Source organism: Gilvimarinus algae (assembly GCF_030518215.1).
Classification (GTDB): Bacteria; Pseudomonadota; Gammaproteobacteria; order Pseudomonadales; family Cellvibrionaceae; genus Gilvimarinus; species Gilvimarinus algae.
The window spans coordinates 12562-32916 of the sequence record NZ_JAULRT010000062.1 but is presented as its reverse complement, the minus strand read 5'-3'; the positions used below and the strand labels follow the sequence as shown (position 1 = coordinate 32916).

Genomic DNA, 20355 nt, shown 5'->3' with positions numbered 1-20355 from the left:
GTCAATCTCGCTCGGGGTAGCTAAAGAGCAGCTCGGTGTAATCGTCGCCCGGTTCGGTGACGGTGACTTTGTCGATGTGGCCGGCCTGTCCCGCTACCAGCACCAAGGCCACCAATCGATTGAGCGGGGCGCCGGTCGGCTGCAAAGCGATATCCCAACGACCCGATTCGGCCTCGGGGGCAAGGTACACGGTAAAGTGACGCTCAAGGCTGGCAAGGTCCAGCTCAAAGAGCCGGGAAAACACCTGAAAAAATCCGTAGACGGACGGCTCACTGCTGGCGGTTATCAGCTCGCGCTCGCCCTCTATCTCGCGCTCGATGCGCTCACCCTCAACCCGATAGGTCACGGCAAAGGGCTCGGCGATGTGCCAACGCATATTGCCCGCCGCAGACAGCGAAAACTCACCAGTCGACACCATGGGTTCGTGCAACACCGACAAGTGCTTGCGCTGCTCCATCTGCGCCTGCACGGGCAGCGACTCTTTCAGCTTGGCGGCAATGACCTTCAGTCGCTCGCGCTGGGCGTCACTTTGCACCGGGTGCTCAAGCACGCCCTGAGCAAGACTCGTGCAGGCCAACGCCAGAAGCCAAAGCGCCGAGAGACAGCGAATCATTGCCCGGCCTCGCGCAACCGGTAGGCGGCGATTTTCTCTTGCAATATGGCCGGCGCGGCGTAACACATTTCACCGGATTGCAAATCCACCGCCACTTGCACGCTGTAACCTTTGGTGAGGGTTTCGCCGCTGTCAATGTCGATAATGCGATAGTCGATTTTCAGGCGCACTTCCCACTCCTGCAGCTTTGCCTCAACGCGCACCACCCGGTTGAACTTCGCCGGCTTCACGTATTTCAACCGAATATCCACCACCGGAAAACCGTAACCGGAATCGCGCATGTGCTGATAGTTATACCCCAGCGCATCGAGCAGCTGGCAACGAGCGTCTTCAAAATACTTGACGTAGTGCCCGTGCCAGACAATGCCCATACTGTCTACATCGTAAAAGGGCACTTTGATATCGGTAGCCAGAGTGATAGGCGCGGCTTCAGTCATGAGGGTAGAGCTCCCAGCGCTGGGCGCGAATGTAATCGACGGTCTGGCGCAGAACGCCTTCGAGGGGGCGGTCTTCGTCGACGATATCAAAGAAGTCGCGCACCTGAGAGTACATGGATTCCAGCACCGGTGTGACAGCGCTATGATTAAAATCCGTTTGTTGTTTGCGCAAATAGAGGGCCTGGGTAGCGGCGAGAACGCCAGCGGCCGCCACTTGCTCGGTGAGCTCCAGCACGCGCTCACAATCGCGCGCAGCAATGGTGCCCATGCTCACCTTGTCCTGGTTGTGACACTCGGTGGAGCGGGAAAACACACTGGCGGGCATGGTCTGCTTAAGCGCCTCGGCTGTCCAGGCAGACACACCAATCTGCACTGCTTTAAAACCGTGATTGATCATCACCCGGTCAGGCGTGGCACCGGAGAGATTGGCGGGCAGGCCGTTGTTGAATTTCACATCCATCAACAGCGCCATCTGCCGATCAATCAAGTCAGCGATATTCGCTACGGCCACTTTTAACGAATCCATGGCAAAGGCAATGTGACCACCGTAAAAGTGACCGCCGTGCAGCACGTGCTCGCCTTCACCATCGATGATTGGATTGTCGTTGGCGCTGTTGAGCTCCGTTTCAATAAATTGGCGCAGCCAGGGCAAGGAGTCTTGCAGCACACCGATGATGTGCGGCGCGCAGCGCACCGAGTAGCGATCCTGCAAACGGTCTGAGTTGCGCGCCACTTCCGCCGCGTCCAGATCGTCGTGAATCCAGCGGGCGATTTGCCCCTGCCCCGGATGGGGCTTTACTGAAAACAACTTGCCATCAAAGTGATTGGGATTGCCTTTGAGGGCGACGCTCACCATGGCCGTCAAGCGGGTGGCGAGCCGCGCCAGGTACTCGGCGCGATCAAACGCTAGGCACGCAACAGCCGTCATGACCGCCGTGCCGTTCATGATGGCCAGCCCCTCTTTGGGCTTGAGATGCAAAGGCTCCAGTCCCTCGGCCTTGAGGACCTCAGCCACCGGGCGACGCTCGCCGCGATAGTAGACATCCCGCTCGCCGATCAAGGCGCCTGCCACGTAGGACAGGGGCGTCAAGTCGCCGCTCGCGCCCACAGATCCCTCCTGGGGAATCACCGGTACGATGTCCCGCTCGATGTACTCGGCGAGCCGCTCCAGCAGCACCATACGCACGCCTGAGTAACCGCGCGACAGAGATGCCAGCCGCGCCGCCAAAATGGCGCGGCCGTGTTCAAGATCAAATTGCTGGCCGAGGCCGCAGCCGTGAAAACGGGTCAGGTGCAGGGGCAGCTCTTCGACCAGATGCGGCGGAATCGATACTGTGCAGGAGTCACCGTAACCGGTGGTGACACCGTAGATGACACCTTCTTCACGCCACAGATCGCCGACAAAACGCGCACTCGCCTCAATCCGGGCGCGTGCTGCTTCGTTCTGCGTCACGCAGGCGCTCGCGCCCCGGGCAATGGCAACAATATCTTCAATGGTGACCGGATCGTGGCCAAAGGCCACCTTTGCCGGGTCTGGTTTAACGGTCATTGTCTGGGGTCTCTCCCGCTGGTAAATGCTGTTCGTCGTTCCAGTAATCGTAAAAATTAAACCACTGCAAGGGGTAATCCCGGCACAGCCGCTCGAGGTTGGCGATATAGTCGCTCAATATGCGCTGGCAATAGGCATCGCGCTCTTTACGCCCCACTTTGCCGCCAGCGTAGAGCGGTTGCAACTCGGCCCTGTACCCCTCTTTGGCGGTATAGCCTGCCATAAAATACACGGGCGCACCGAGCATCAGTGCCAGCCAAAAAGGGCCGGCGGGAAAGCGCGCTGTATCGCCGAGAAACGGTGCCTCCAACCAGCGCTGTCCCTCGCCGGGGGGCAGGCGGTCTGCCAACAAAATCAGAAACTCGCCCTGATCGAGCTTTTCTTTCAGCATCATCGCCGTCGCCGGGCTGACGTCGCGCACCTGTATCAACCGGACTTCGGCCCGCTCACTGGCGCGGCGCACCAACTGGTTAAAATTTTCCGTGTTGGCGGTGTGCAAAATTACGTTGAGTTTCAGTGAGCCGTCATTCTCCACTAGCGCCCGGCACATTTCCAGATTGCCAAAGTGCGCACCGAGCAGCACGGCGCCTGTTTTCTGCGCTTGCAGTTCACTCATGTGGGCGTGCCCCGGAAAAGTCACATCGGTGCGCTGAATTCGACCCATCCAGGCCCCCAGGCGATCCACCAGAGCGCGGCCAAAGGCCAGATGATGGCGCCACACCAGCCAGGTAGATGCAGGCTTTCCCAGAGCCCGACGCAAATAGCGGGCGGAACTGCGCCGGGTGGCGCGGCGGGTAAGAAAAAAATAAAAAACCACCACGCAGACCACCGGGTAAATAAGATGCCGCCCGCCGTGGCGATAGCACCAAAACAGCAACTGCATGGCGCGCAGGCTGCCGCGCTCGCGAACGTTTTCCCACTGCTCGTTATTCCCGGCCACGGCGGCTCTCCCTAAGGCGGGTCAAACGCCGCCCGATGATCACCGGCAACCTGATCAACATGCCCAGTACCAGCTTGGTGTGCATCCAACTGATGACGACATTGTCGCCCCAAAGCCGGAAGTTGGACACGCCGTTTGCGGGATACACCACGCGCGTCGGCACCGATACCACACGCACACCGCGCCAGTGCAAACGCACCAGTACTTCGGTATCAAAATCCATGCGTCCACCCAGTGAGACATCGCGGGCCAGTTGCATCACCGGCGCCAGTGGATAAACACGAAAGCCGCACATGGAGTCTTTAATCTCAAACGAGAGCGTTTCTATCCAGACCCACACATGGGTTAGGTAGCGGCTGTAATACCGGTGCCGAGGCACGGATTCATCGTAGCGGGGAATGCCGGTAATCACCGCCTCTGAGTGCTGTTCGGCGAGCTGGATGAGCCCGCGGGCATCGCTGACCTCATGCTGGCCATCGGCGTCAATTTGCAGCGCATGGGTGTAACCCCGACCCAGACCGTGATGCATCCCCAACAGTACCGCTCGCCCTTTGCCGCCGTTGGGAAACTGCTCCACAAGGTCGCTGTCCGTTTCACTGGCCAGGGCACGCAGAGTCTGGGTGGCCTGCTCATCGCCGCCGTCGTTGACCAGCACACAGTCAATACCTTGCGCCCGCAGCGCCCTAAGCGTATCGCCCACCAGATGGGCGTGATTGTAGACGGGGATAACCGCGCACACGCGTACAGAGTCGCTCATGGAACAGCCGCCTGGACGCTGATGGCGCCCTTGGAGCACAGGCCGCGGGCATTGCGATAACTAAAGGTCAGCAGCTCTTTTTCCGGCCGGTACTCAAGCTCTACGGTCAAGGTCACCGGCGGGCGGATCAGTTGCTGGAATTTGTTGGACTGCAACGCGCGAAAGACAAAACGGCGGTCAAAATAGCGCTCGGCCAGCGCCTGCGCCCAGCCAATTTGCACTACCGCCGCCAGCACCGGCAATCCGTCAAAGTGACCGGCAAAACAGGGGTGCTCCGGCGTCAGGGCAAACTCGAGCTCCAGCCGGTGTTCGCTTTGCGCGCGGCAGACAATGGTCTCGGGCAAAGGGATCACGACTGGCGCTCCTCTAACAAGCTCAAGACATCGGCCGCCAGCACCTTGCCCTGTGCGTTGCGCGGCAGCGCCTGGACATAGCGCCAGCGGCGCGGCAGCAAAGGCGCCTCAAAATAATCGGCCAGATACTCCCGCAGCGCCTGATTGAGCGCGCGGCGCCCGCCACGCTCCAGGCGCCCAGTCGCCGCCGGCAAAAGGCAAAGGACAACGCCTATTTCATCGCGCCGGCCGCGTACCACCGCCGCGCGCGCCTCTTCGATCCATGGGTGGGCCTCCAGGCGCTTTTGCAGCTCGGTCAGCGACAGCCGCTTGCCCTCCACCTTGACGATAGTATCGGCGCGGCCCAAGAGCTCAAAGCGCCCATCCTCGGCAAAGCGCACTTTGTCGCCCATGGTAAAACCCGCCGGGTCGCCAAGGTGCGCACTGCGTACCTGCAGGCACTGCTCTTGGGTCGTGGCAAGCGCAACGCCCGGCAGCGCCTGCCACAGAGAAGATTCGCTCTGGCGGCGCCAGGCCACCCCGCCGGTTTCGGTGCTGCCGAGAATTTCCAGCGGTGCCCGCCCATTGAGCGCGGCAAAGGCCCGGGCATGACGCTCGTGCAAAAGCCCCCCCGAGGAGAAGCACACCCGCAGACGCTCGGCGGCTTCGGTAAACACCCCGGACTCGGGTAGGCGCGACAGATGAGTCGGGCTAGACACCAGGATAGCGGGTTCAAGGCGCAGCACTTCACTGGCCAACACCTCGGGGTAATGGCAGGGGGTATCGAGAAAGGCCGCTGCTCGCGCCAGTGGCCAGAGCAGCACATGCAGCAAGCCATAGATGTGTTGATGAGAGACGGTGGCGATCACCGTCAGGTCCTGGACCTCGCGACCAAAGGCGCTCTCCAGCGTGGCAATTTCACTTTCAAGCTCTGCCAGGGTTTTGCGAATAGGCGCCGGGTCACCGGTGCTACCCGAAGTGAAGAGCACCAGCTCTACCTCGCGGCTAAACGCTGACGCATCGGGCTCACTGTCGCAGGCGGCGGGCCACTGCGCCGGCAACCACTGGGGACCGGCAAAACCCGCCACCGGCTGGTCGGTGATCAGCGCCGCGAAGTGATCGCCCATCAGGCGCACCGCGCCCTCTTGCATCTGGTGGGGCATCACAATGCGCTTACCCGCCAGCGCCAGGGCGATAAAAGCGCAGAGAAAATCGTAGCCCGATGCCAGCCACAAGCCGACACTCTGCTCGGGCCGAAGCCGGAGCCAGGCGTAAAGGCCTCGCACCCGCCCGGCCAGTTCATCGGCACTGCGAGTGCCCGCTGCGGTCAGCGCAAGGGCATGGCGCCCGCCGGCTAAAGCGACACGACGCAGGTTTATCTCGCGATCACAATCCATGTTTTTTTCTGAAAATACATTGTCGATAACCAAACTCGGCGGCAAACAACACCCCCATGATGCCGTAGGCGATAAGTCCGTTGTAGAGTGCCCACACCTCGCGGCTGCCCCATAGAGCAGTCCAGGCGGCAATGCTGCCGTTCAGCAGAAAAAAGCCCACCCATAGACGGGTCACCCAGGTGGTGTAACTCTGAACGGGTGCCGGCAAAGGGCTGCCGTGCTCAAGGATAGCGAGCCGCGCCGGCAGTGTCGGCGGGTGGTAGAGGGTGTAGGCAAAATACACGGCCATGGCCGCGTTAATCAGCGCCGGCAGGAGCTTTAATAGCACTTCATCGTTGCGCCACCACAGCGCTGCCACCAGTGCCAGCAGAACGCCCAGCACAGCCACACGCTGCCACAAAGCGCGGGCTACCAGCAGCAGGCGCAAAAGGTATAGCGACACGATTGCCAGCCCCAGCCATTTGGGCTCCAGCCAGCGCCCGCCAAAATACACCAGGAGCGGATAGGCCAGCAGGACCAGCGCGACCACGAGCCCCAAGGCGCGCATCAGGCGCTTCTCAGCAACTCATCAATCACGTTCACAGCATCGCCAATGGTGCGCACGCCCTTGAACTGCTCTGGCTTGAGCTGCTTGCCGGTGACGTTGTGAATTTTGGCTGCCAGATCGATGGCGTCGATGCTGTCGAAGTCCAGGTCCTCATACAAATTCGCATCCAGCGAGATATCCTCTTCATTCACCATGAACGATTTAACGAGAACGCTTTTCAGCTCAGTGTAAATTTCTTCTTTGGTCATGAAACTCTCTGCGGGTCGTCGCTACTGGGCCTGTTGTGCCAAAACAAAGTTGCGCAGACTGGCAACACTGCGAAAGTGTTCTTTATTCTGCTCCGAATTAGCGTCAATTTTAACATTAAAGCGTTTCTGCAAGGCGAGCCCCAGCTCCAGCGCATCGATCGAATCGAGCCCCAAGCCATCGCCAAACAGCGGCGCCTCTGTGTCTATATCCTCAAGCGCAATGTCTTCGAGTTCGAGTTCCTCGATGATCATTTGCTTGATGTCTGTATCAATGTCAGCCATAGCGTTTCAAACCTTCCTCAAAATACTCTTCCAGGTAGCGCGTCAGCAAACGCGCCGCTCTGGGCTTGTCGTTAAAATCGTCCACCACAGCTGCCGGCTCGATGATCTCGTGGAAATAGACATCGATGTCCGCCCGCCTCGGGGGAATCTGGTACCAGCTCTCACCCTTGATCAGCGTCAGCGGGCGACAGGTAATAAACGCCGTCAGAATCGGCGCACCCGTGCGCACCGCCACATTGGCAACCCCGCGCTTGAACTTCAAGGGCTCGCCCGGCACTGAGCGCGAGCCCTCGGGAAAGATCAGCACAGCCTGACCATCGTCCAGGGCCGCCCGCGACCCGCTGAGCAGTTGCTCACCGCTGTCGTTACTGATAAAGCCCCCCGCGCGCATCACGCCGCGGATGTAGCGATTGCGCCAAAGCTCTCCCTTGACCACGCAGTTAGCGCGGGGCAAATGGGCAAACAAAATCACCACATCAATCAGCGTCGGGTGATTGGCAATCACAAGGCAGCCGGGTGAGTGGCGCAAAAGGGCGCTATTATGCAACGTCACGCGAATCAAACCCAGCGTTTCCATCATCGCCGCAAACCGGGCAAAACTGCGCTGCTGGAGCCTGCGTATACGTTCGGTCTTGCTCGCTCGACTACCTGGTAGCCAGTGCACCACGGGAAACACCAGTAGCGTCTGCGCCAAAGCCGCCAGGGAGAAGCTGGCAAAGCAAAAGCCTGTGGCCAGGGTTCGCCAAAGCCTGTCCGCTGCGCGTCTAAGCCACTGCAAGAGCGCGGCTCCAGCGCCAGCTGTGCTGGTCGGTGGTCACTTCCAGCGCGGGCTCAGAACCGCCCCACCAGTGCAGAAAGTCCACGCTCAGGGCATTGGCAGAAGCGGGGCCGCGGGCCGGCGACATGCTCAGCTCCACTGGCACGGCGCCGCTGGCGGGCCCGGCCGTTAACAACAGCGCCAGTGCTGCGGGCATATCCCGCTCATCGGCGTAGCGCTGATAGAATTCCGCCAGAGGCTCTTCGGTGTGCACCAGCAACACCTGCGATGAGCCATCGCTAAGCCAACTGGCCGCTTCCATCCAGGCCGCGGCCAAGGTGTCGCGCCCCGCAGCCAATGCCAGGGTGGGCGCCTTGACCTGATGCAGAATACTGAAAAGCCCCAGCGCCGAGTTGTGCACCGACAAACTAAAGGCATTGGGCGAGAGCGCCTCTGCACGGGCCAGCGACTCGAGCAGCTTGTAAGTGCGTGCGGTATCCCCGTGACGGGAGGAGAAAATAACGGGAGTGTCGCCACCGAGTGCGCCGGCCATGGTATCGGCCACTTCCAGCGCCTGGCGCCCCCAGCGGGTCAGGCGCCGGCGCGTCATGGCTGGCACCCCGGCCGCCGGTGGCATGTCATCGCCGGTCGGCAACTGTTCGGGATCGAAGGCCGACCACTGCTGGGCAGACGCTATTCCCGGAGCCCAGGCGGCCCATTGGCTTACCCACACTTGCATTGCATTATCCGCTTTATCGTATTTATTGGGGCCTATGACAGGCCCTAGAACCGGCCCACAATGGCCGTTTCTCCCCCGGTCGGCATTTTACACGACCTGCCGCCGGCTACCCAATGGGAAATACACTCGCCTCGTCTCGGAAAGCCGAGGCAAAACCGTTATAGTGGCGCCTTTTGATTCTCTGAGACCGAGATCTTGCTGAGTGTTGACGGACTGACCTTTGGCTACGGCAAAAGGCAACAACAAATAGACGGTATCTCTCTGGCGCTGGGCGCCGGTGAGGTTCTGGGTCTGCTGGGGCCAAACGGCGCCGGTAAGACCACGCTGGTTTCGCTGATCACCGGTCAGTTGCCACCGCGCAGCGGCCGGGTCACGCTGCAGGGCGAGCCGATCCGACTCGGCCACAGGGATATTGCCCTGGTGCCTCAGGAATACGCCTTCTACCCCAAGCTGAGCGTGTTGGAAAACCTCCGGTATTTTGGCGGGCTGCTGGGGCTCGAAAAGAGCGAACTGCAAACGCGAGTGACCGGCGCCCTGGCCGATACTGACCTGGGCGGCTGCGCCTCGGTACGCTCGGGCGCGCTCTCGGGCGGCCTGAAGCGCCGCCTCAATATTGCCATTGCCCTGCTGCAAAAGCCCAAGCTGCTGCTGTTGGATGAACCCACCGCCAATGTCGATCCGCACTCGCGGGCGTTTTTGCTGAATGCCGTCCGCCAGCTGAGAGCGAGCGGTACAGCCATTATTTACACCTCTCACCTGCTCGGTGAGGTGGAGGCCATCGCCGACAAAGTCGCAGTGATGGACCGCGGCCAGATTATTTTGCAGGGCCCACTGCATTGCCTGTTGAGCGAGCAGCACAACCGCGTAGAAATGAAGCTGGACAGCACGCCCGACGACGCCCTGTGCCAGCAAATCGCTCTGACCCCGACGGCCAACCCGTGGTATCAGTGCAATCTGGACGCCTGCGGCCTCAATCTGGCCGAGGCGATTGAGGCTGTGGAGCGCGCCGGGGTCGGCATTCAGCAGCTACACTACGGCAGCCGCCGACTGGAAGAAGTCTATTTGAAATGCCTGGCAGGTGCGGAGGCGAACCCGTGAGCGCATGGACCGCCTCCCTCAGAAAAGAGAGCCTGCTGGTCATCCGCGACTGGCACGCCCTCGCCCTGCTGTTTCTCATGCCCTGCTTGTTTATCGTGATTATGTCGCTGGCGCTGCAAGAGCGCTTCGGGCGCGAAGCCGGTTTGCAGCTTGCCGGTCAATTGCACTATCAGAGTCTCTCGGCCGATGCCGGGCGCCTGCTCGATGAACTGCACCGGTCAGCGCAGCTCAAACTTGAGCGCAGCGATCTGCCCCTGAGTGCCAACGACCATCTGTTTTCCCTGAGCTTTACCCCGGCCTTTGACAGGGCTCTGGCGGGCGAATCCGATGAGCCGGGCCTCGAGCTGCGCTTCGCCCCCGAGCTGGGCACGCGTGAACGGCTGCTGATACGCGCGGCCGTGCAAGAGGCCTTTGCCGTTTTCAGCACCCAAGCCCTGGCGCTCGAACTTGGCTACGACAAAAACTACGCCGAACAGGAGTTGCTGCGCCGCTGGTTTATCGCCGAAACCGAGGCCGAGGCAGGGCCCGCTCAACCCAATGCAGTGCAGCAGAATGTGCCGGCTTGGCTTATTTTCGCCATGTTTTTTATCGCCGTGCCCCTGTCGACAACGGTGATCGATGAGCGCCGCCAGCGCACCCTGGCCCGGATACGCACCTTCGGCGCACCGGTATGGCTGATCTACAGCGCCAAGCTCTTGCCTTACATTGTGATCAACTTGCTGCAGCTGTTGCTGATGCTGGCCCTGGGCGCCTGGCTCTTGCCCCTGGCCGGCGCCGAGGGCCTTTCCCTGGCAGTGCATTTACCCGCGCTGGCGGCGGTGGGCCTTTGCACCAGCCTGTGCGCACTGGCGCTCGCCAGTGTGATCGCTGCAGCCGCCAAGACGGTGGCGCAGGCGACAGCGATCAGCGGGTCTGTCAACATTCTCCTGGCGGCCATTGGCGGCGTCATGATTCCCCTGTTTATCATGCCGCCGCTGATGCAGAAAATCGCCCAACTCTCGCCCATGGCCTGGGCACTGGAGGGGTTTCTCAGCGTCTTGGTGCGCGGCGGCGGCTGGGCGCAGATCGCCCATCCCTGTTTACAATTGCTGGCCTTAACTCTGGTACTCGGAGTGATCGCCATGGCACTGATTCAACGAGGCAAAGCCCATGCATGATTCGGTAACCGATGATCTGAAAACAGCGCTCAAGCAGCTGATCATTGAAGAGTGCGACAAAGACGAGTTCACCCCCGCCGACATAGGTGATGACGATGCGCTGCTTGGCGGCGACCTCGATCTGGACTCGCTGGATGTGCTGCAAATCTGCATGGCGGTGAAAAACCAGTACGGGGTGCGCATCGAAGGCAATACCGCCGCGCGCCGCGCACTGAAAAGCATTAACGCCCTGGCCCAAACCATCGTTGACAGCAAGGCCGGATGAACGTCTGTATACGCCAGTTTTCCGCCCGCTGCAGCCTGGGCGATCAGCTCGATGCCTGTGTCGACAATTTACTTGAGAGTGTACCGGCGCCCTCGAGCCTGAGCTTTGCCCAGCTTGGTGAGGCAATCAGCCTGCCCTACTTTTGCGCGCCACGCGAGGACGACTTTTACCGGGAGCTGGAAATCACCCTCGATCACCTGCTGCAAAGCGCCGGCCTAGACCGCAAGGCCCGCCAGAACACCGCCCTGCTGATTGGCTCCTCGTCGTTTGATGTGCATATTTCCGAGGCACGCTACCGGGCGGATATTGCCAAGCGCGGCGCCGAGACGGCGGTGCCCATGCCCATCATTGGCTATGGCAAGCTGGCCGAGCGATTGGCCGGCAGCTTATCGCTCGGTCCCGTGCGCTACACCTATTCCACCGCCTGCACCTCGAGCGCCAACGCCCTGCTCTACGCTGGCCGGCTGATCCGCTGCGGCGTGGTGGAGCACGCACTGGTGCTCGGCACGGAGCACCGCAACACCACCAGCGCACTCGGCTTTCACGGGCTGGGTCTGGTATCGCCGAGCGGCGAAATGCATCCCTTTGACGCCAACCGCGACGGCCTGATCCTCGGCGAAGGACTGGGCGCTCTGCTCTTGAGCCCTGACAGCCTGACCCCTCCGCACGAGCGGCGCTGGCAGTTGGCTGGCGGGGCCATAGGCACAGACAATCACAGTCTCACCGCCGCCCACGTCAGCGGCGAGGAAATCGCCAGCGTGATTCGCGCCGCTCTCGCGGACGCGGGTGTGGCTCCCGGCGATATTCAGGCGGTCAAGGTCCACGGTACCGCCTCGCTGAAAAACGACGAGGCCGAAGCCAGTGCGCTGCAAGCCGTGTTTAGCGAGATCCCCAAGGCTTTCGCCCTCAAGCCGTTCATTGGCCACACCCTCGGCGCCTGCGGGGCTCTGGAGGCGGCGCTGACTCTGGGCGCTCTCGCGCGCGGTGTCTTGCCGGCCAACCCGCGCGCGCGCAGTGACGGCCAGCTGGGCGTAAAGCTGCACACCAGCGCGCCGGCAGCCGGTCCCGGTTACTACTTGTTTAACTGCTTTGCGTTCGGCGGCAACAATAATGCACTGGTCTTGCGCGACCTAGGGGCCGGCGAATGATCTACCTGGACAACCATTACTCTCTGCTCCATCGCATCGACCCGGAAGCCACATCGCTACCGGATTTGCAGGAGATTATTCGCGCGTGCCACGGCAGCCGTATCCGGCGTATTGACCGCTATATTCAGCTGTGCCTGGCGGGCGGTCTCAGCTGTGTGGGTGAGCGTGAGTTACCCGGCAATACCGGTGTCTACCTCGCCAGCCGCTGCGGTGCAGTAGACACCTCAGCCCGGGTCATGCACGCCATGGAAGTGGCCGGCGAGCAGCCCAAACCCCTGCACTTTGTCAACACACTGGGCAACTCAGCGGGCTTTTACCTGACGCAATTGCTGGGACTAACAGGCAATACAGTGGTGGTATCGGCCGAGGAGCTGTCGTTTGAGGCCGCGCTGGCGCACGCGTGCATTGACCTGGCGCTCGGACAGGTCGGGGCGGCCCTGGTCGGCGGCTTTGATGAAGTCACCTTGCCGCTGGCGAGTCAACGCGAGCGCCTCGGCGCAGCACACAGCAGCGCCGCCATGCTGGAGGGCAGTCACTGGCTGCTTCTGCAGCGCCACCGCTGCAAGGCAGGCTCACAAAAAACCCTGCTGCCGCCGCGCTATTTCACGGACCTTGAGCAGTGGTGCGAGAGCGAGCGGGCGGTCGAACAGTCGCCCGGACTGCAGCTGGCCTTTGCGCCGAGTGCGCAGGAGCAGCAAGCTCTGGCCGGGCTGGCTTATCAGGTTTACCTGCCCGAGAATGGCGCCCTCGCACACGGCGTCTGGTCTGGCGCCGCCCTTACGGCGTTGCTGGATCAGGGCGTGGGCGTGCACCTGGCAAAAGCGGGCGAGAGCTACTGCGCCCTTAGCGTCACACACGCCTGAGCAGGTCGGGCAATGTCAGATTGCAGTTGGTCGAGCTGGCAGTGGTCCCCTGAAGTCAGCCTGGCGCTGGCAGTATGGGTGGGCATCGGCGGGCTTATTGTCTGGATAGCAAGGCAATCAAACTTTCCCGGCAAATACAGTTTTATGCTCACCCACGCGGCGAGCCTCTGGTGGATACTGGCCGCCGCCGCAGAGCTCGCCGCCCAGCTGCCCGGCTGCAAAATGTTTCTCGCCGCCATGGCCTGGCCTGGCATTGTGCTAATGCCCAGTCTGTGGGCGCTGTTTCTCTGGCAGTACGTCAACAGCGATTACCGCCTACCCAAGGCAAGCACGCTCGCCAGGGTATCTATCGCGCCATTCATTTTCTGGGCACTGGCGCTGACCAACCCCTGGCACCATCTGTTTTACACTGCGGCCAGCGCACCGGTGTCCAGCGAGCCCGGCGCGCCTATCGCCTACCAACACGGCCCCTTGTTCTACATGGCGGCCATCTATGTCTATGGGTTTATGCTCGCCAGCACAGGGATTTTGCTGCACGCGGCGCTCGGCTCAAATGGTCTCTACCGGCGACACTATCTGGCGTTTGTTCTGGTCACGCTGATTCCCTGGGCCGCGAACATCAGCTATGTGTTTTTCCAGCGTTCGCTGTTTGGCTTTGACCCCACACCCTTTACCTTCGCCCTGTCGCTGGCGGCGTTTATCTGGCTGATTCGCCGCGCCCAGCTCTTTGATGTCATACCCCTCGCCCGGCACTTATTGCTTGAGGCTCTGCCCGATCCGGTGCTGGTGATTGACCGGCAAAATAGAGTGGTCGACGCCAACCCCGCGGCACTGCAGCTCGCCGATTTGCCAAAGCCATGGCAGGCGCGAGCCGTGCGTGACTGGCCGGGCTTTGGCTCGGCACTGGGTGAGCTGATCAATAGCGAGAACGACTCACCGGTGTCCATACTCAAGTTGGAGCCCGACCGGTTTTACGAGGCCAGGGTCATGGCGATAAAACACAGGCAAAGGCGCCAAGCGCAGACACTGGGCAAAATGATTTACCTGCGCGAGATTACCGATCAACACAAAGCCCAATTGCAACTGTCGCGCGCTTTGGCGTTGAGCAAAGAGCGCCTGCGCACGATTTCGCAACTGCACGAAGAACTACAGGCTCAGGCCATTCGCGACCCTTTGACCAGACTTTACAACCGGCGCTTTCTCGATGAGCTTTTTACCCGCGAGCTGCGCCGAGCGGAGCGCGACCAGGCACCGCTCGCCCTGGCCGTAATTGATATTGATCACTTTAAGGCGCTCAACGATCGCTATGGCCACCCGGTGGGCGATGAAGTGCTGGTCTACATTGGCGAGTTCTTAAGGACCCAGCTGCGCGAATCCGATGGCATCTTTCGCATTGGCGGCGAGGAATTTTTGGTGATACTGCCGGGGCTCACTACCGAGCAGGCGCAACAGCGAATGAGCTATATCTGCCAGCGCTTTGCCCAAAAGCCCATCACCACCCGAGAGGGCTTCGTTAGCGCCAGCTTTTCGGGCGGGGTCGCGGCTTTTCCCAGCGAGGGACATCATTTTCAAGCACTGATGGATAAGGCCGACGCGGCGCTTTATCAGGCCAAAGCCGAGGGTCGCAACCGGATCGTGCGAGCTTCTAACGGCGCTTATGCCAAGCCTTGAGTTGATCCCATACGGGTCTTTCGCTCTGCGCACAATCTCGCAACTTAGCCGATAAAGCCGCCAAATCAATGGGCTCTGAACGCTTGCACTGTTTGGCGACGGCCACAGAAAACTCACGCCAGACGTCACCGGCATCGGTCATAGTCTGGGAAGCATCGGCAAGCGCGCCATCACCCAAAATACCCGCCGCCTCTTGTAAAAACGAGGCGTAGACAAACCGAAACCCGGCGCCGCCGGTGCCGATTTCTTCCTGCATTCGGACAATGTGGCCAAGATACAGCCGCTTGTCTTTTTCACTGCCGGAGAGCCGATCGATTTTCTTGGCGAGGTAGTGAATACCTCGCAAACCGATCACCGGCAGAGGGGCGCCGGTCATGACCTTGATATTTTTACCGATCGCGGCGCGAATGACCGATGGATAGTCAATGTGCTGCGGCGCCGACTCAATGGTGTACATCAAGCCCTTGGGGGCCAAGGGGCCGCGCACAAACCGGGCTTTGTTCAGATCCCGCGGGGCGATTTCCATGGCCTCCTCAAACACAGGGTCGCTGATTTGATAGAGCCCATCGCGCTTGCCGTACACCAGCAAATTGTGCGCGTTGAAATGAAACCGCATTTCCTCGGGAAAGTACGGCAGGTAATACACAGAGGTTTGCAATCCCACCAGCGTCTTGCGCTCCACCAAATCGTCCAACGCGTTGGCCGCCGTCATTGGGTCTTTAAAAGCGTGAAATTTCACGCCGACCCCCAATCGCTTGCACAAGCCCTTGATAATCGCGCGCGGTGGCAAGCGATAGGCAATCAATGGCTGGCCGCCCAACTTGACGATGGGTATATAGGCAAAGGCCAGCGCATTGGCGAGCCCAAAAGCCATGGGCTCACTCAGGGGAAGACCTTGATGAGTCAGTAAAGACGAAATCACACCGCTTTCGCAGTGAGCAGATTGCTGGTGGGTAAAACTCATTGCGGTTTTTCCGGCAGTGTTTTTATTTCTTCGATGGTGCGGTCCATGGCATCGGCGTAGCGCGCAAGCACCTTGTTACTCAAACGCGCGAAGCGCGCCGGCTCAAAGTGGCGTTTGACCCGCCACCGCCAAAAGCCTGTCAGCTGACACAACAGGGGCAGGTCCATCCGGCAATCGTACATGTGAAAATACAGCGGTGATTTAGTGCCCGCCTCCACCTGAACACGCGCCTCGCTGGCCCACTGTTCGAACTGAGCAACGGCATCGCGCGTAGCCGAGGATTCGACTTCCCAGCCGCTGCTTTGCACACCCTGGTACTGGCCGTCCCGGCCCTGCGCGTACAACAGCTTTTTATGGCCGGCGTAGGTACTGCTATTGTCCTGAGGTACCTCGTCTGCTTTCATGGCCTACACCACCTCTAGCAACATGTAGGCAACCGAGAAACGTCCGCTTTCAGGGATATAGCACAGCAGTTTTTCCCCCACATTGAGCCGACCGCTGCGAAACAACTCGTCCACCATAATATAAATAGACGCCGCACCGGTGTTGCCTTTGTCCGGCAAATTCGTAAACCAGCAGGACTGGTCGATGGCGAAGTCAGCATTTTTCATGCAGACATCCAGCCGCTCGCGGAAGTAGTGGGACGAATAGTGTGGCAGAAAATAGTCCACGTCCTCGGGTCGAATGCCGTATTTCTCACGCAACTTCGGCAGGGTTTTCTCGGCGGTGTAGGGCATGATGTGCTCGTTGAGCTGTTTTACATCCTGCTTAACCGCCATAAAGCTGTCGGCGGCGGCCTCGGTACGATTCACCGCCTGCCAGCCGGTGAGGCGGCCATCGCTTTCTTTGCGAGCGCCCGCATACATGCAAGCGCTCATTTCGTCTGCGTAGGAGAGCACATCAATCCAGTGGACCTTGAGGGCTCGGCTGCCCTCGGGCTTTTGGTCTTGCAAAACAAACGCGCCGGCGCCGTCAGAGAGCATCCAGCGCAGAAAATCTTTTTCAAAGGCAATTTCCGGATTGGCTTCCAGCGCTTGTACCCGATGCTCAAGCTCGGGTTCAAAATTCTCCGCCTTCATGGTGTAAGAAGCGGCATCCGAAGCGGCGGCCACCGCGGTCCGGTGAACACCCGCCGCCACACTGAGCCAGGCGTACTTGAGCGCCGTCACACCACTGACGCAGACGCCGGCGGTGCTGACAATCTCACAGGGCGGATTGCCGAGCTCACCGTGGACCATGGCCGCGTGCCCCGGCATCAGCTGATCGGCGATGCTAGTGCCTGCGGCCAGGCAGGTGATGTCGGCCGGGTCCAAGTCGCCAGCGATTGCCGCACGCACGGCCTCGGCGCACAGTTGAGCATTGGTGTAGTTGTGCTTGCCCGTCGCCGGATCTATAGCGTAATAACGGGTTTTTATCTGGTTGCTGCGCAAAATTATTTTACGCGAGCGCGAGGGTCTGGCGCCCACCTGACCCAACACGGCTTCCATTTCATCGTTGGGCACTGGCGCATTGGGCAGAAAGCTGCCGGTACGGGTAATATAAACTGACTGAGCAGACATCACTGAATTCTACTGTGTAATGAATAAATTTTTTACTCGCCCGAAGGCCAGGCGTAGTAACGTTTCTGCTCGGCAATGCGCCGCTTGAGCACAGGCCCGAACAGAAACTTCAACAAAGCGGTCACAGGCACGACGGTGAGCAGCATCAGCACCAGAAAGCCAATGTAAAAAACGGCCAGCAAACGCCGGGGCAATGACTCGGGGCCACCACAGGCGAGAAACAGCTTACCCCACAAATAAAAACTGCGGGTGACGAGCTTTTCGCTGGCGATTAGTTTGTCATTTACTTTTACCGCACCCAGGCCATGAAACACGGTTTCATCCAGCGGCTGCGAAGGCGTCATCTTCAGCGCCAGTGCCTCGCCAAACCGCTGCGCCTCGGCGACCTCGCGCTCACTGACGCCGGCCGGGGGCACCAAACCAAACCAGTGCGGCCCTTTGCGTCCGGTGAGCACCCACAAGGGTGTGGCAAAAAAGCTCGCCACGGAGCCGGCGGCGTCCACCAGTACTACATTCCCCACCAGTCGGGCGCCGAGCCGCTCCAAGTGCGTTTTGACTTTTTCCTGGGCCTGGAGCCACATATTGCGGCACGCGATGACGGTGACAACAGGCTTGCCTGACATCAATCGTTCGGCCAGCTCGCTTTGCAAAAACGAAGACACCGGTATCGAGGGCGCCAGATACCAAACCTGATAGGCAAGTATCACCAAGTCGTAATCATCGCCCAAGTGTTCAGTCTTGAGCGCCAGCTCGCAGGGCACTTGGTGCGCCGATTCGGGAAACGCGTTGATAAACCTCAGCATCGGCCAGGGAAAGGGATAGTCGTGCACTGGCTGCAGATTGAGGTAATCCACCTGAAATCTATTCGAGGCCTCAAGCGGCGCCACCACCGAGCGGGCAACACGCTCGAGCTGTCCGGTCTGCGAGTAATGCACAACCAGCACCCGCTGCTGCGCTTCTGTCTCTGCCAAATCACTCTCCCCCAAGCTGACGCTGCGGTGTCAGGCTATCGGGCCGCTAAGACCGGCTTACCCGGCACCCGCTGGCCCTGTTAAACTGGGCGGCAGTTTACCATATTGCGCCAACGCACAGGGATCACCATGAGCCGTATTCACCGCAGCCTAGCGTTTGTTTGCCTCGCCGGGGCGGCGCTGTGGAGTGGTGCCTGCGCGGCCGAGAATCTAACTCTGGAGGTTTACGGCAACCAGTCCCCTGGCGCCTCGCTCTACGTGGCCATTTACCGCGCAGAGCTGGACAACTGGGATGCCACGCCCAGCCAAACCCTCAGGCACTCTCTGCCTGACGAAGAGGACTTCTCACTGGCGCTGCCCGTCGAGCCGGGCCGCTACGCTGTCAGGGCCTTTATCGATCTGGACCAGGACGGCCAGCTCAAGACCAATACCCGGGGCAGGCCGCAAGAACCCTTCGCCAGCAGCTTGGGGGATGGACGTACACGCCCGGCAATCGATTTTGGCAAGTCTATTGTGACTCTTTCCGCGCAGAGCCCGGCGGCAAGCATCAGCTTGCGCTATCCTCGCTGACCAGTGCCTGGGCCTGCAGCCGCAAGCGCCCCCGCACCGTCAAGGCGGCTTTGAGGGCGGGCCAGCGACTCTCGTCCCACTCGACGTGAACCTCATCACCGGGCAATACCGGTGCGATAAATTTCACTTTTTTTAACTCGCCCAACCGGTTCGACGGATGGCGTTGGCGAAAAGAGCGCTCCAGCTGGGCCAGCAGGTAAGCACCAGGGACAATGGGCGCTCCGGGGAAGTGACCCTGGACACAGGCGTCTTCGGCGCTGACGCAAAAACGTTCAGACATAAGGTATCATGCCCCCAATCATCGCAGGATTGTCATACATGCACACGAGCTTTCCACCTCCAGAAACGCTGTTACCCCACGCACCACCCATGGTGCTACTGGATTCTATCACCGAGTGCAGCGACGAACACATTCTCTGCCAGGCGCAAAGCCATCTCAGCCCCGACAACCCGCTGCGAGTCGAAGGCGAGCTGTCGGTTTATGCAGCGGTGGAATACGCCGCCCAGGCCATGGCCGCTCACGCCAGACTCACCGGGAACCAGAGCAGTGGACCGCGCAAAGGCGTGATCGCCGTCGCGTCAAAGCTCTGCGCCGAAACGCTGAGGCTGGATGATTTGCCCGGCGTACTGATCATTCGCGCGGATATCCTTGCCCGCAATGCCGACAGTAGCCTGTGCGCCTTCACCGTCAGTGCAAATGAGCAGCAGCTGCTGCTGTCCGGTCAGCTAACAGCTGTGACCCGCGAGCCAGACGCCTGACATGCCCACCCGAATTCACCTTTTGGCGAGCCATGCCGTGCCCCCGTCTGTGCTGACAGGCCCGGCTGTCCGTCAATGGCTGAGCGAGGAGGAAATCCAGGCTGCCCTGCGCGGACGCAACGACCAGGTTCGCCACCGCAAGCTGGCCAACAAAATCCTGGTCCGCGCCCTACTGGGCCAACACCTCAACCGCCCCCCGGCGGCCATTACCATCAGCCGGAGCGACAGCGGCAAACCCTATTTGCCCGAGCATCCCGACCTGCACTTTAACCTCAGCCACAGCGGCGACTGGGTGGCGATTGCCATCAGCGAGGAGGGACCTGTTGGCGTGGACATTGAGCACCCCAGGCGCCGGAGGTCTTGGCGCGCCATCGCGCGGCAGTACTTTCATCCCGCCGAGGTCAGTCTTCTTCAAACATTGGAGACGCCGGAGGCCGAGCGCGAGTTTTATCGACTCTGGACCTTAAAGGAAGCTTTTTTCAAAGGCCGCGGCACTGGAATCGCCGAGGGCCTCGGCCGTATAGATTTTTCCAGCGGCTTGCGCCCCAATGCCCAACCCGGATTTGATCTTGAGCGCTGGCGATTTTGCCACTGGAGCCTAACCGATGAGCCCGGCGGCCCGCTGTTTTTGTCTTGCTCCCTCCCCAAGGGCTTACAGCGTGCTGCGCTAGTACGGGACTTACCCCCAATTCTTGGCTAAACTGATCCTGAATCAGCCAATCCAGGCACCCT

General features: G+C 60.4%; 26 protein-coding genes. 9 read left to right on the top strand and 17 right to left on the bottom strand.

Annotated features, from left to right (window positions below):
- Position 1: 1 nt before the first annotated feature.
- Genes QWI16_RS14895 through QWI16_RS14840 form a run of 12 tightly spaced genes read right to left on the bottom strand, consistent with a single transcriptional unit; the run spans position 2 to position 8598 of the window.
- On the bottom strand, positions 2–613 hold the full coding sequence (locus QWI16_RS14895; protein ID WP_302714248.1) for an outer membrane lipoprotein carrier protein LolA: 612 nt from the start codon (positions 611–613) through the stop codon (positions 2–4).
- A complete protein-coding gene (locus QWI16_RS14890) occupies positions 610–1050 on the bottom strand; it encodes an acyl-CoA thioesterase (RefSeq protein WP_302714246.1) in 441 nt (146 codons plus the stop codon). The genes QWI16_RS14895 and QWI16_RS14890 overlap by 4 nt, the downstream gene beginning before the upstream one ends.
- Complete coding sequence (locus tag QWI16_RS14885; protein ID WP_302714245.1) at positions 1043–2599, bottom strand: HAL/PAL/TAL family ammonia-lyase; 1557 nt, start codon at positions 2597–2599, stop codon at positions 1043–1045. Before QWI16_RS14885 ends, QWI16_RS14890 begins: the two co-directional genes overlap by 8 nt.
- A complete protein-coding gene (locus tag QWI16_RS14880; RefSeq protein WP_302714244.1) occupies positions 2589–3539 on the bottom strand; it encodes a lysophospholipid acyltransferase family protein in 951 nt (316 codons plus the stop codon). The genes QWI16_RS14885 and QWI16_RS14880 overlap by 11 nt, the downstream gene beginning before the upstream one ends.
- On the bottom strand, positions 3526–4296 hold the full coding sequence (locus QWI16_RS14875) for a glycosyltransferase family 2 protein (protein WP_302714243.1): 771 nt from the start codon (positions 4294–4296) through the stop codon (positions 3526–3528). The genes QWI16_RS14880 and QWI16_RS14875 overlap by 14 nt, the downstream gene beginning before the upstream one ends.
- A complete protein-coding gene (locus QWI16_RS14870; RefSeq protein ID WP_302714242.1) occupies positions 4293–4649 on the bottom strand; it encodes an ApeI family dehydratase in 357 nt (118 codons plus the stop codon). Before QWI16_RS14870 ends, QWI16_RS14875 begins: the two co-directional genes overlap by 4 nt.
- Positions 4646–6025: an AMP-binding protein gene (locus QWI16_RS14865; protein WP_302714241.1), complete on the bottom strand. Its 1380-nt coding sequence runs from the start codon at positions 6023–6025 to the stop codon at positions 4646–4648. Before QWI16_RS14865 ends, QWI16_RS14870 begins: the two co-directional genes overlap by 4 nt.
- A complete protein-coding gene (locus QWI16_RS14860; protein WP_302714240.1) occupies positions 6015–6572 on the bottom strand; it encodes a COG4648 family protein in 558 nt (185 codons plus the stop codon). Before QWI16_RS14860 ends, QWI16_RS14865 begins: the two co-directional genes overlap by 11 nt.
- Positions 6572–6820: an acyl carrier protein gene (locus QWI16_RS14855; protein WP_302714239.1), complete on the bottom strand. Its 249-nt coding sequence runs from the start codon at positions 6818–6820 to the stop codon at positions 6572–6574. The genes QWI16_RS14860 and QWI16_RS14855 overlap by 1 nt, the downstream gene beginning before the upstream one ends.
- 21 nt (positions 6821–6841) lie before the next feature.
- Positions 6842–7102 carry a phosphopantetheine-binding protein gene (locus QWI16_RS14850; protein WP_302714238.1) on the bottom strand — a complete coding sequence of 87 codons (261 nt, stop codon included), beginning with the start codon at positions 7100–7102 and terminating at the stop codon, positions 6842–6844.
- Entirely contained in the window at positions 7095–7880 is a 786-nt protein-coding gene (locus QWI16_RS14845) for a lysophospholipid acyltransferase family protein (protein WP_302714237.1), read from the bottom strand. Before QWI16_RS14845 ends, QWI16_RS14850 begins: the two co-directional genes overlap by 8 nt.
- Positions 7867–8598, bottom strand: coding sequence for a beta-ketoacyl synthase chain length factor (locus tag QWI16_RS14840; RefSeq protein WP_302714236.1), 732 nt, complete (start codon positions 8596–8598; stop codon positions 7867–7869). Before QWI16_RS14840 ends, QWI16_RS14845 begins: the two co-directional genes overlap by 14 nt.
- 195 nt (positions 8599–8793) lie before the next feature.
- Between QWI16_RS14840 and QWI16_RS14835 the strand changes: the two genes are divergently transcribed.
- Genes QWI16_RS14835 through QWI16_RS14810 form a run of 6 tightly spaced genes read left to right on the top strand, consistent with a single transcriptional unit; the run spans position 8794 to position 14800 of the window.
- Positions 8794–9696, top strand: a complete 903-nt coding sequence (locus QWI16_RS14835) for an ABC transporter ATP-binding protein (protein WP_302714235.1) — start codon at positions 8794–8796, stop codon at positions 9694–9696.
- Positions 9693–10853 carry an ABC transporter permease gene (locus tag QWI16_RS14830; RefSeq protein WP_302714234.1) on the top strand — a complete coding sequence of 387 codons (1161 nt, stop codon included), beginning with the start codon at positions 9693–9695 and terminating at the stop codon, positions 10851–10853. The genes QWI16_RS14835 and QWI16_RS14830 overlap by 4 nt, the downstream gene beginning before the upstream one ends.
- Positions 10846–11118, top strand: coding sequence for a phosphopantetheine-binding protein (locus QWI16_RS14825; RefSeq protein WP_302714233.1), 273 nt, complete (start codon positions 10846–10848; stop codon positions 11116–11118). The genes QWI16_RS14830 and QWI16_RS14825 overlap by 8 nt, the downstream gene beginning before the upstream one ends.
- Entirely contained in the window at positions 11115–12266 is a 1152-nt protein-coding gene (locus QWI16_RS14820) for a beta-ketoacyl synthase N-terminal-like domain-containing protein (RefSeq protein ID WP_302714232.1), read from the top strand. The genes QWI16_RS14825 and QWI16_RS14820 overlap by 4 nt, the downstream gene beginning before the upstream one ends.
- Complete coding sequence (locus tag QWI16_RS14815) at positions 12263–13129, top strand: beta-ketoacyl synthase N-terminal-like domain-containing protein (protein ID WP_302714231.1); 867 nt, start codon at positions 12263–12265, stop codon at positions 13127–13129. Before QWI16_RS14820 ends, QWI16_RS14815 begins: the two co-directional genes overlap by 4 nt.
- Positions 13130–13141: 12 nt before the next feature.
- Positions 13142–14800, top strand: a complete 1659-nt coding sequence (locus tag QWI16_RS14810; RefSeq protein WP_302714230.1) for a histidine kinase N-terminal 7TM domain-containing diguanylate cyclase — start codon at positions 13142–13144, stop codon at positions 14798–14800.
- Here the strand turns inward: QWI16_RS14810 and darH are convergent.
- The 4 genes from darH to QWI16_RS14790 are packed head-to-tail and all read right to left on the bottom strand — an operon-like array spanning position 14775 to position 18294.
- Entirely contained in the window at positions 14775–15764 is a 990-nt protein-coding gene (gene darH, locus QWI16_RS14805) for a BtrH-related acyltransferase DarH (RefSeq protein WP_302714229.1), read from the bottom strand. The genes QWI16_RS14810 and darH overlap by 26 nt on opposite strands.
- Entirely contained in the window at positions 15761–16168 is a 408-nt protein-coding gene (locus QWI16_RS14800) for a DarG family dialkylresorcinol biosynthesis protein (protein ID WP_302714228.1), read from the bottom strand. The genes darH and QWI16_RS14800 overlap by 4 nt, the downstream gene beginning before the upstream one ends.
- 3 nt (positions 16169–16171) lie before the next feature.
- The gene (locus QWI16_RS14795; RefSeq protein ID WP_302714227.1) at positions 16172–17323 is read right to left on the bottom strand and encodes a beta-ketoacyl-ACP synthase III; all 1152 of its coding nucleotides are present in this window, start codon (positions 17321–17323) and stop codon (positions 16172–16174) included.
- Positions 17324–17355: 32 nt separating this feature from the next.
- Complete coding sequence (locus tag QWI16_RS14790; RefSeq protein WP_302714226.1) at positions 17356–18294, bottom strand: dialkylrecorsinol condensing enzyme; 939 nt, start codon at positions 18292–18294, stop codon at positions 17356–17358.
- A gap of 129 nt (positions 18295–18423) precedes the next feature.
- On the opposite strand from QWI16_RS14790, the gene QWI16_RS14785 reads away from it, so the two are divergent.
- Positions 18424–18864: a DUF2141 domain-containing protein gene (locus QWI16_RS14785; RefSeq protein ID WP_302714225.1), complete on the top strand. Its 441-nt coding sequence runs from the start codon at positions 18424–18426 to the stop codon at positions 18862–18864.
- Here QWI16_RS14785 and QWI16_RS14780 read toward each other — a convergent pair.
- Positions 18842–19144, bottom strand: coding sequence for an ApeI family dehydratase (locus QWI16_RS14780; RefSeq protein ID WP_302714224.1), 303 nt, complete (start codon positions 19142–19144; stop codon positions 18842–18844). The genes QWI16_RS14785 and QWI16_RS14780 overlap by 23 nt on opposite strands.
- A gap of 38 nt (positions 19145–19182) precedes the next feature.
- Between QWI16_RS14780 and QWI16_RS14775 the strand changes: the two genes are divergently transcribed.
- Entirely contained in the window at positions 19183–19623 is a 441-nt protein-coding gene (locus QWI16_RS14775; RefSeq protein ID WP_302714223.1) for a hotdog family protein, read from the top strand.
- Between the two features lies 1 nt (position 19624).
- Positions 19625–20323 carry a 4'-phosphopantetheinyl transferase family protein gene (locus QWI16_RS14770; RefSeq protein ID WP_302714222.1) on the top strand — a complete coding sequence of 233 codons (699 nt, stop codon included), beginning with the start codon at positions 19625–19627 and terminating at the stop codon, positions 20321–20323.
- Positions 20324–20355 lie beyond the last annotated feature (32 nt).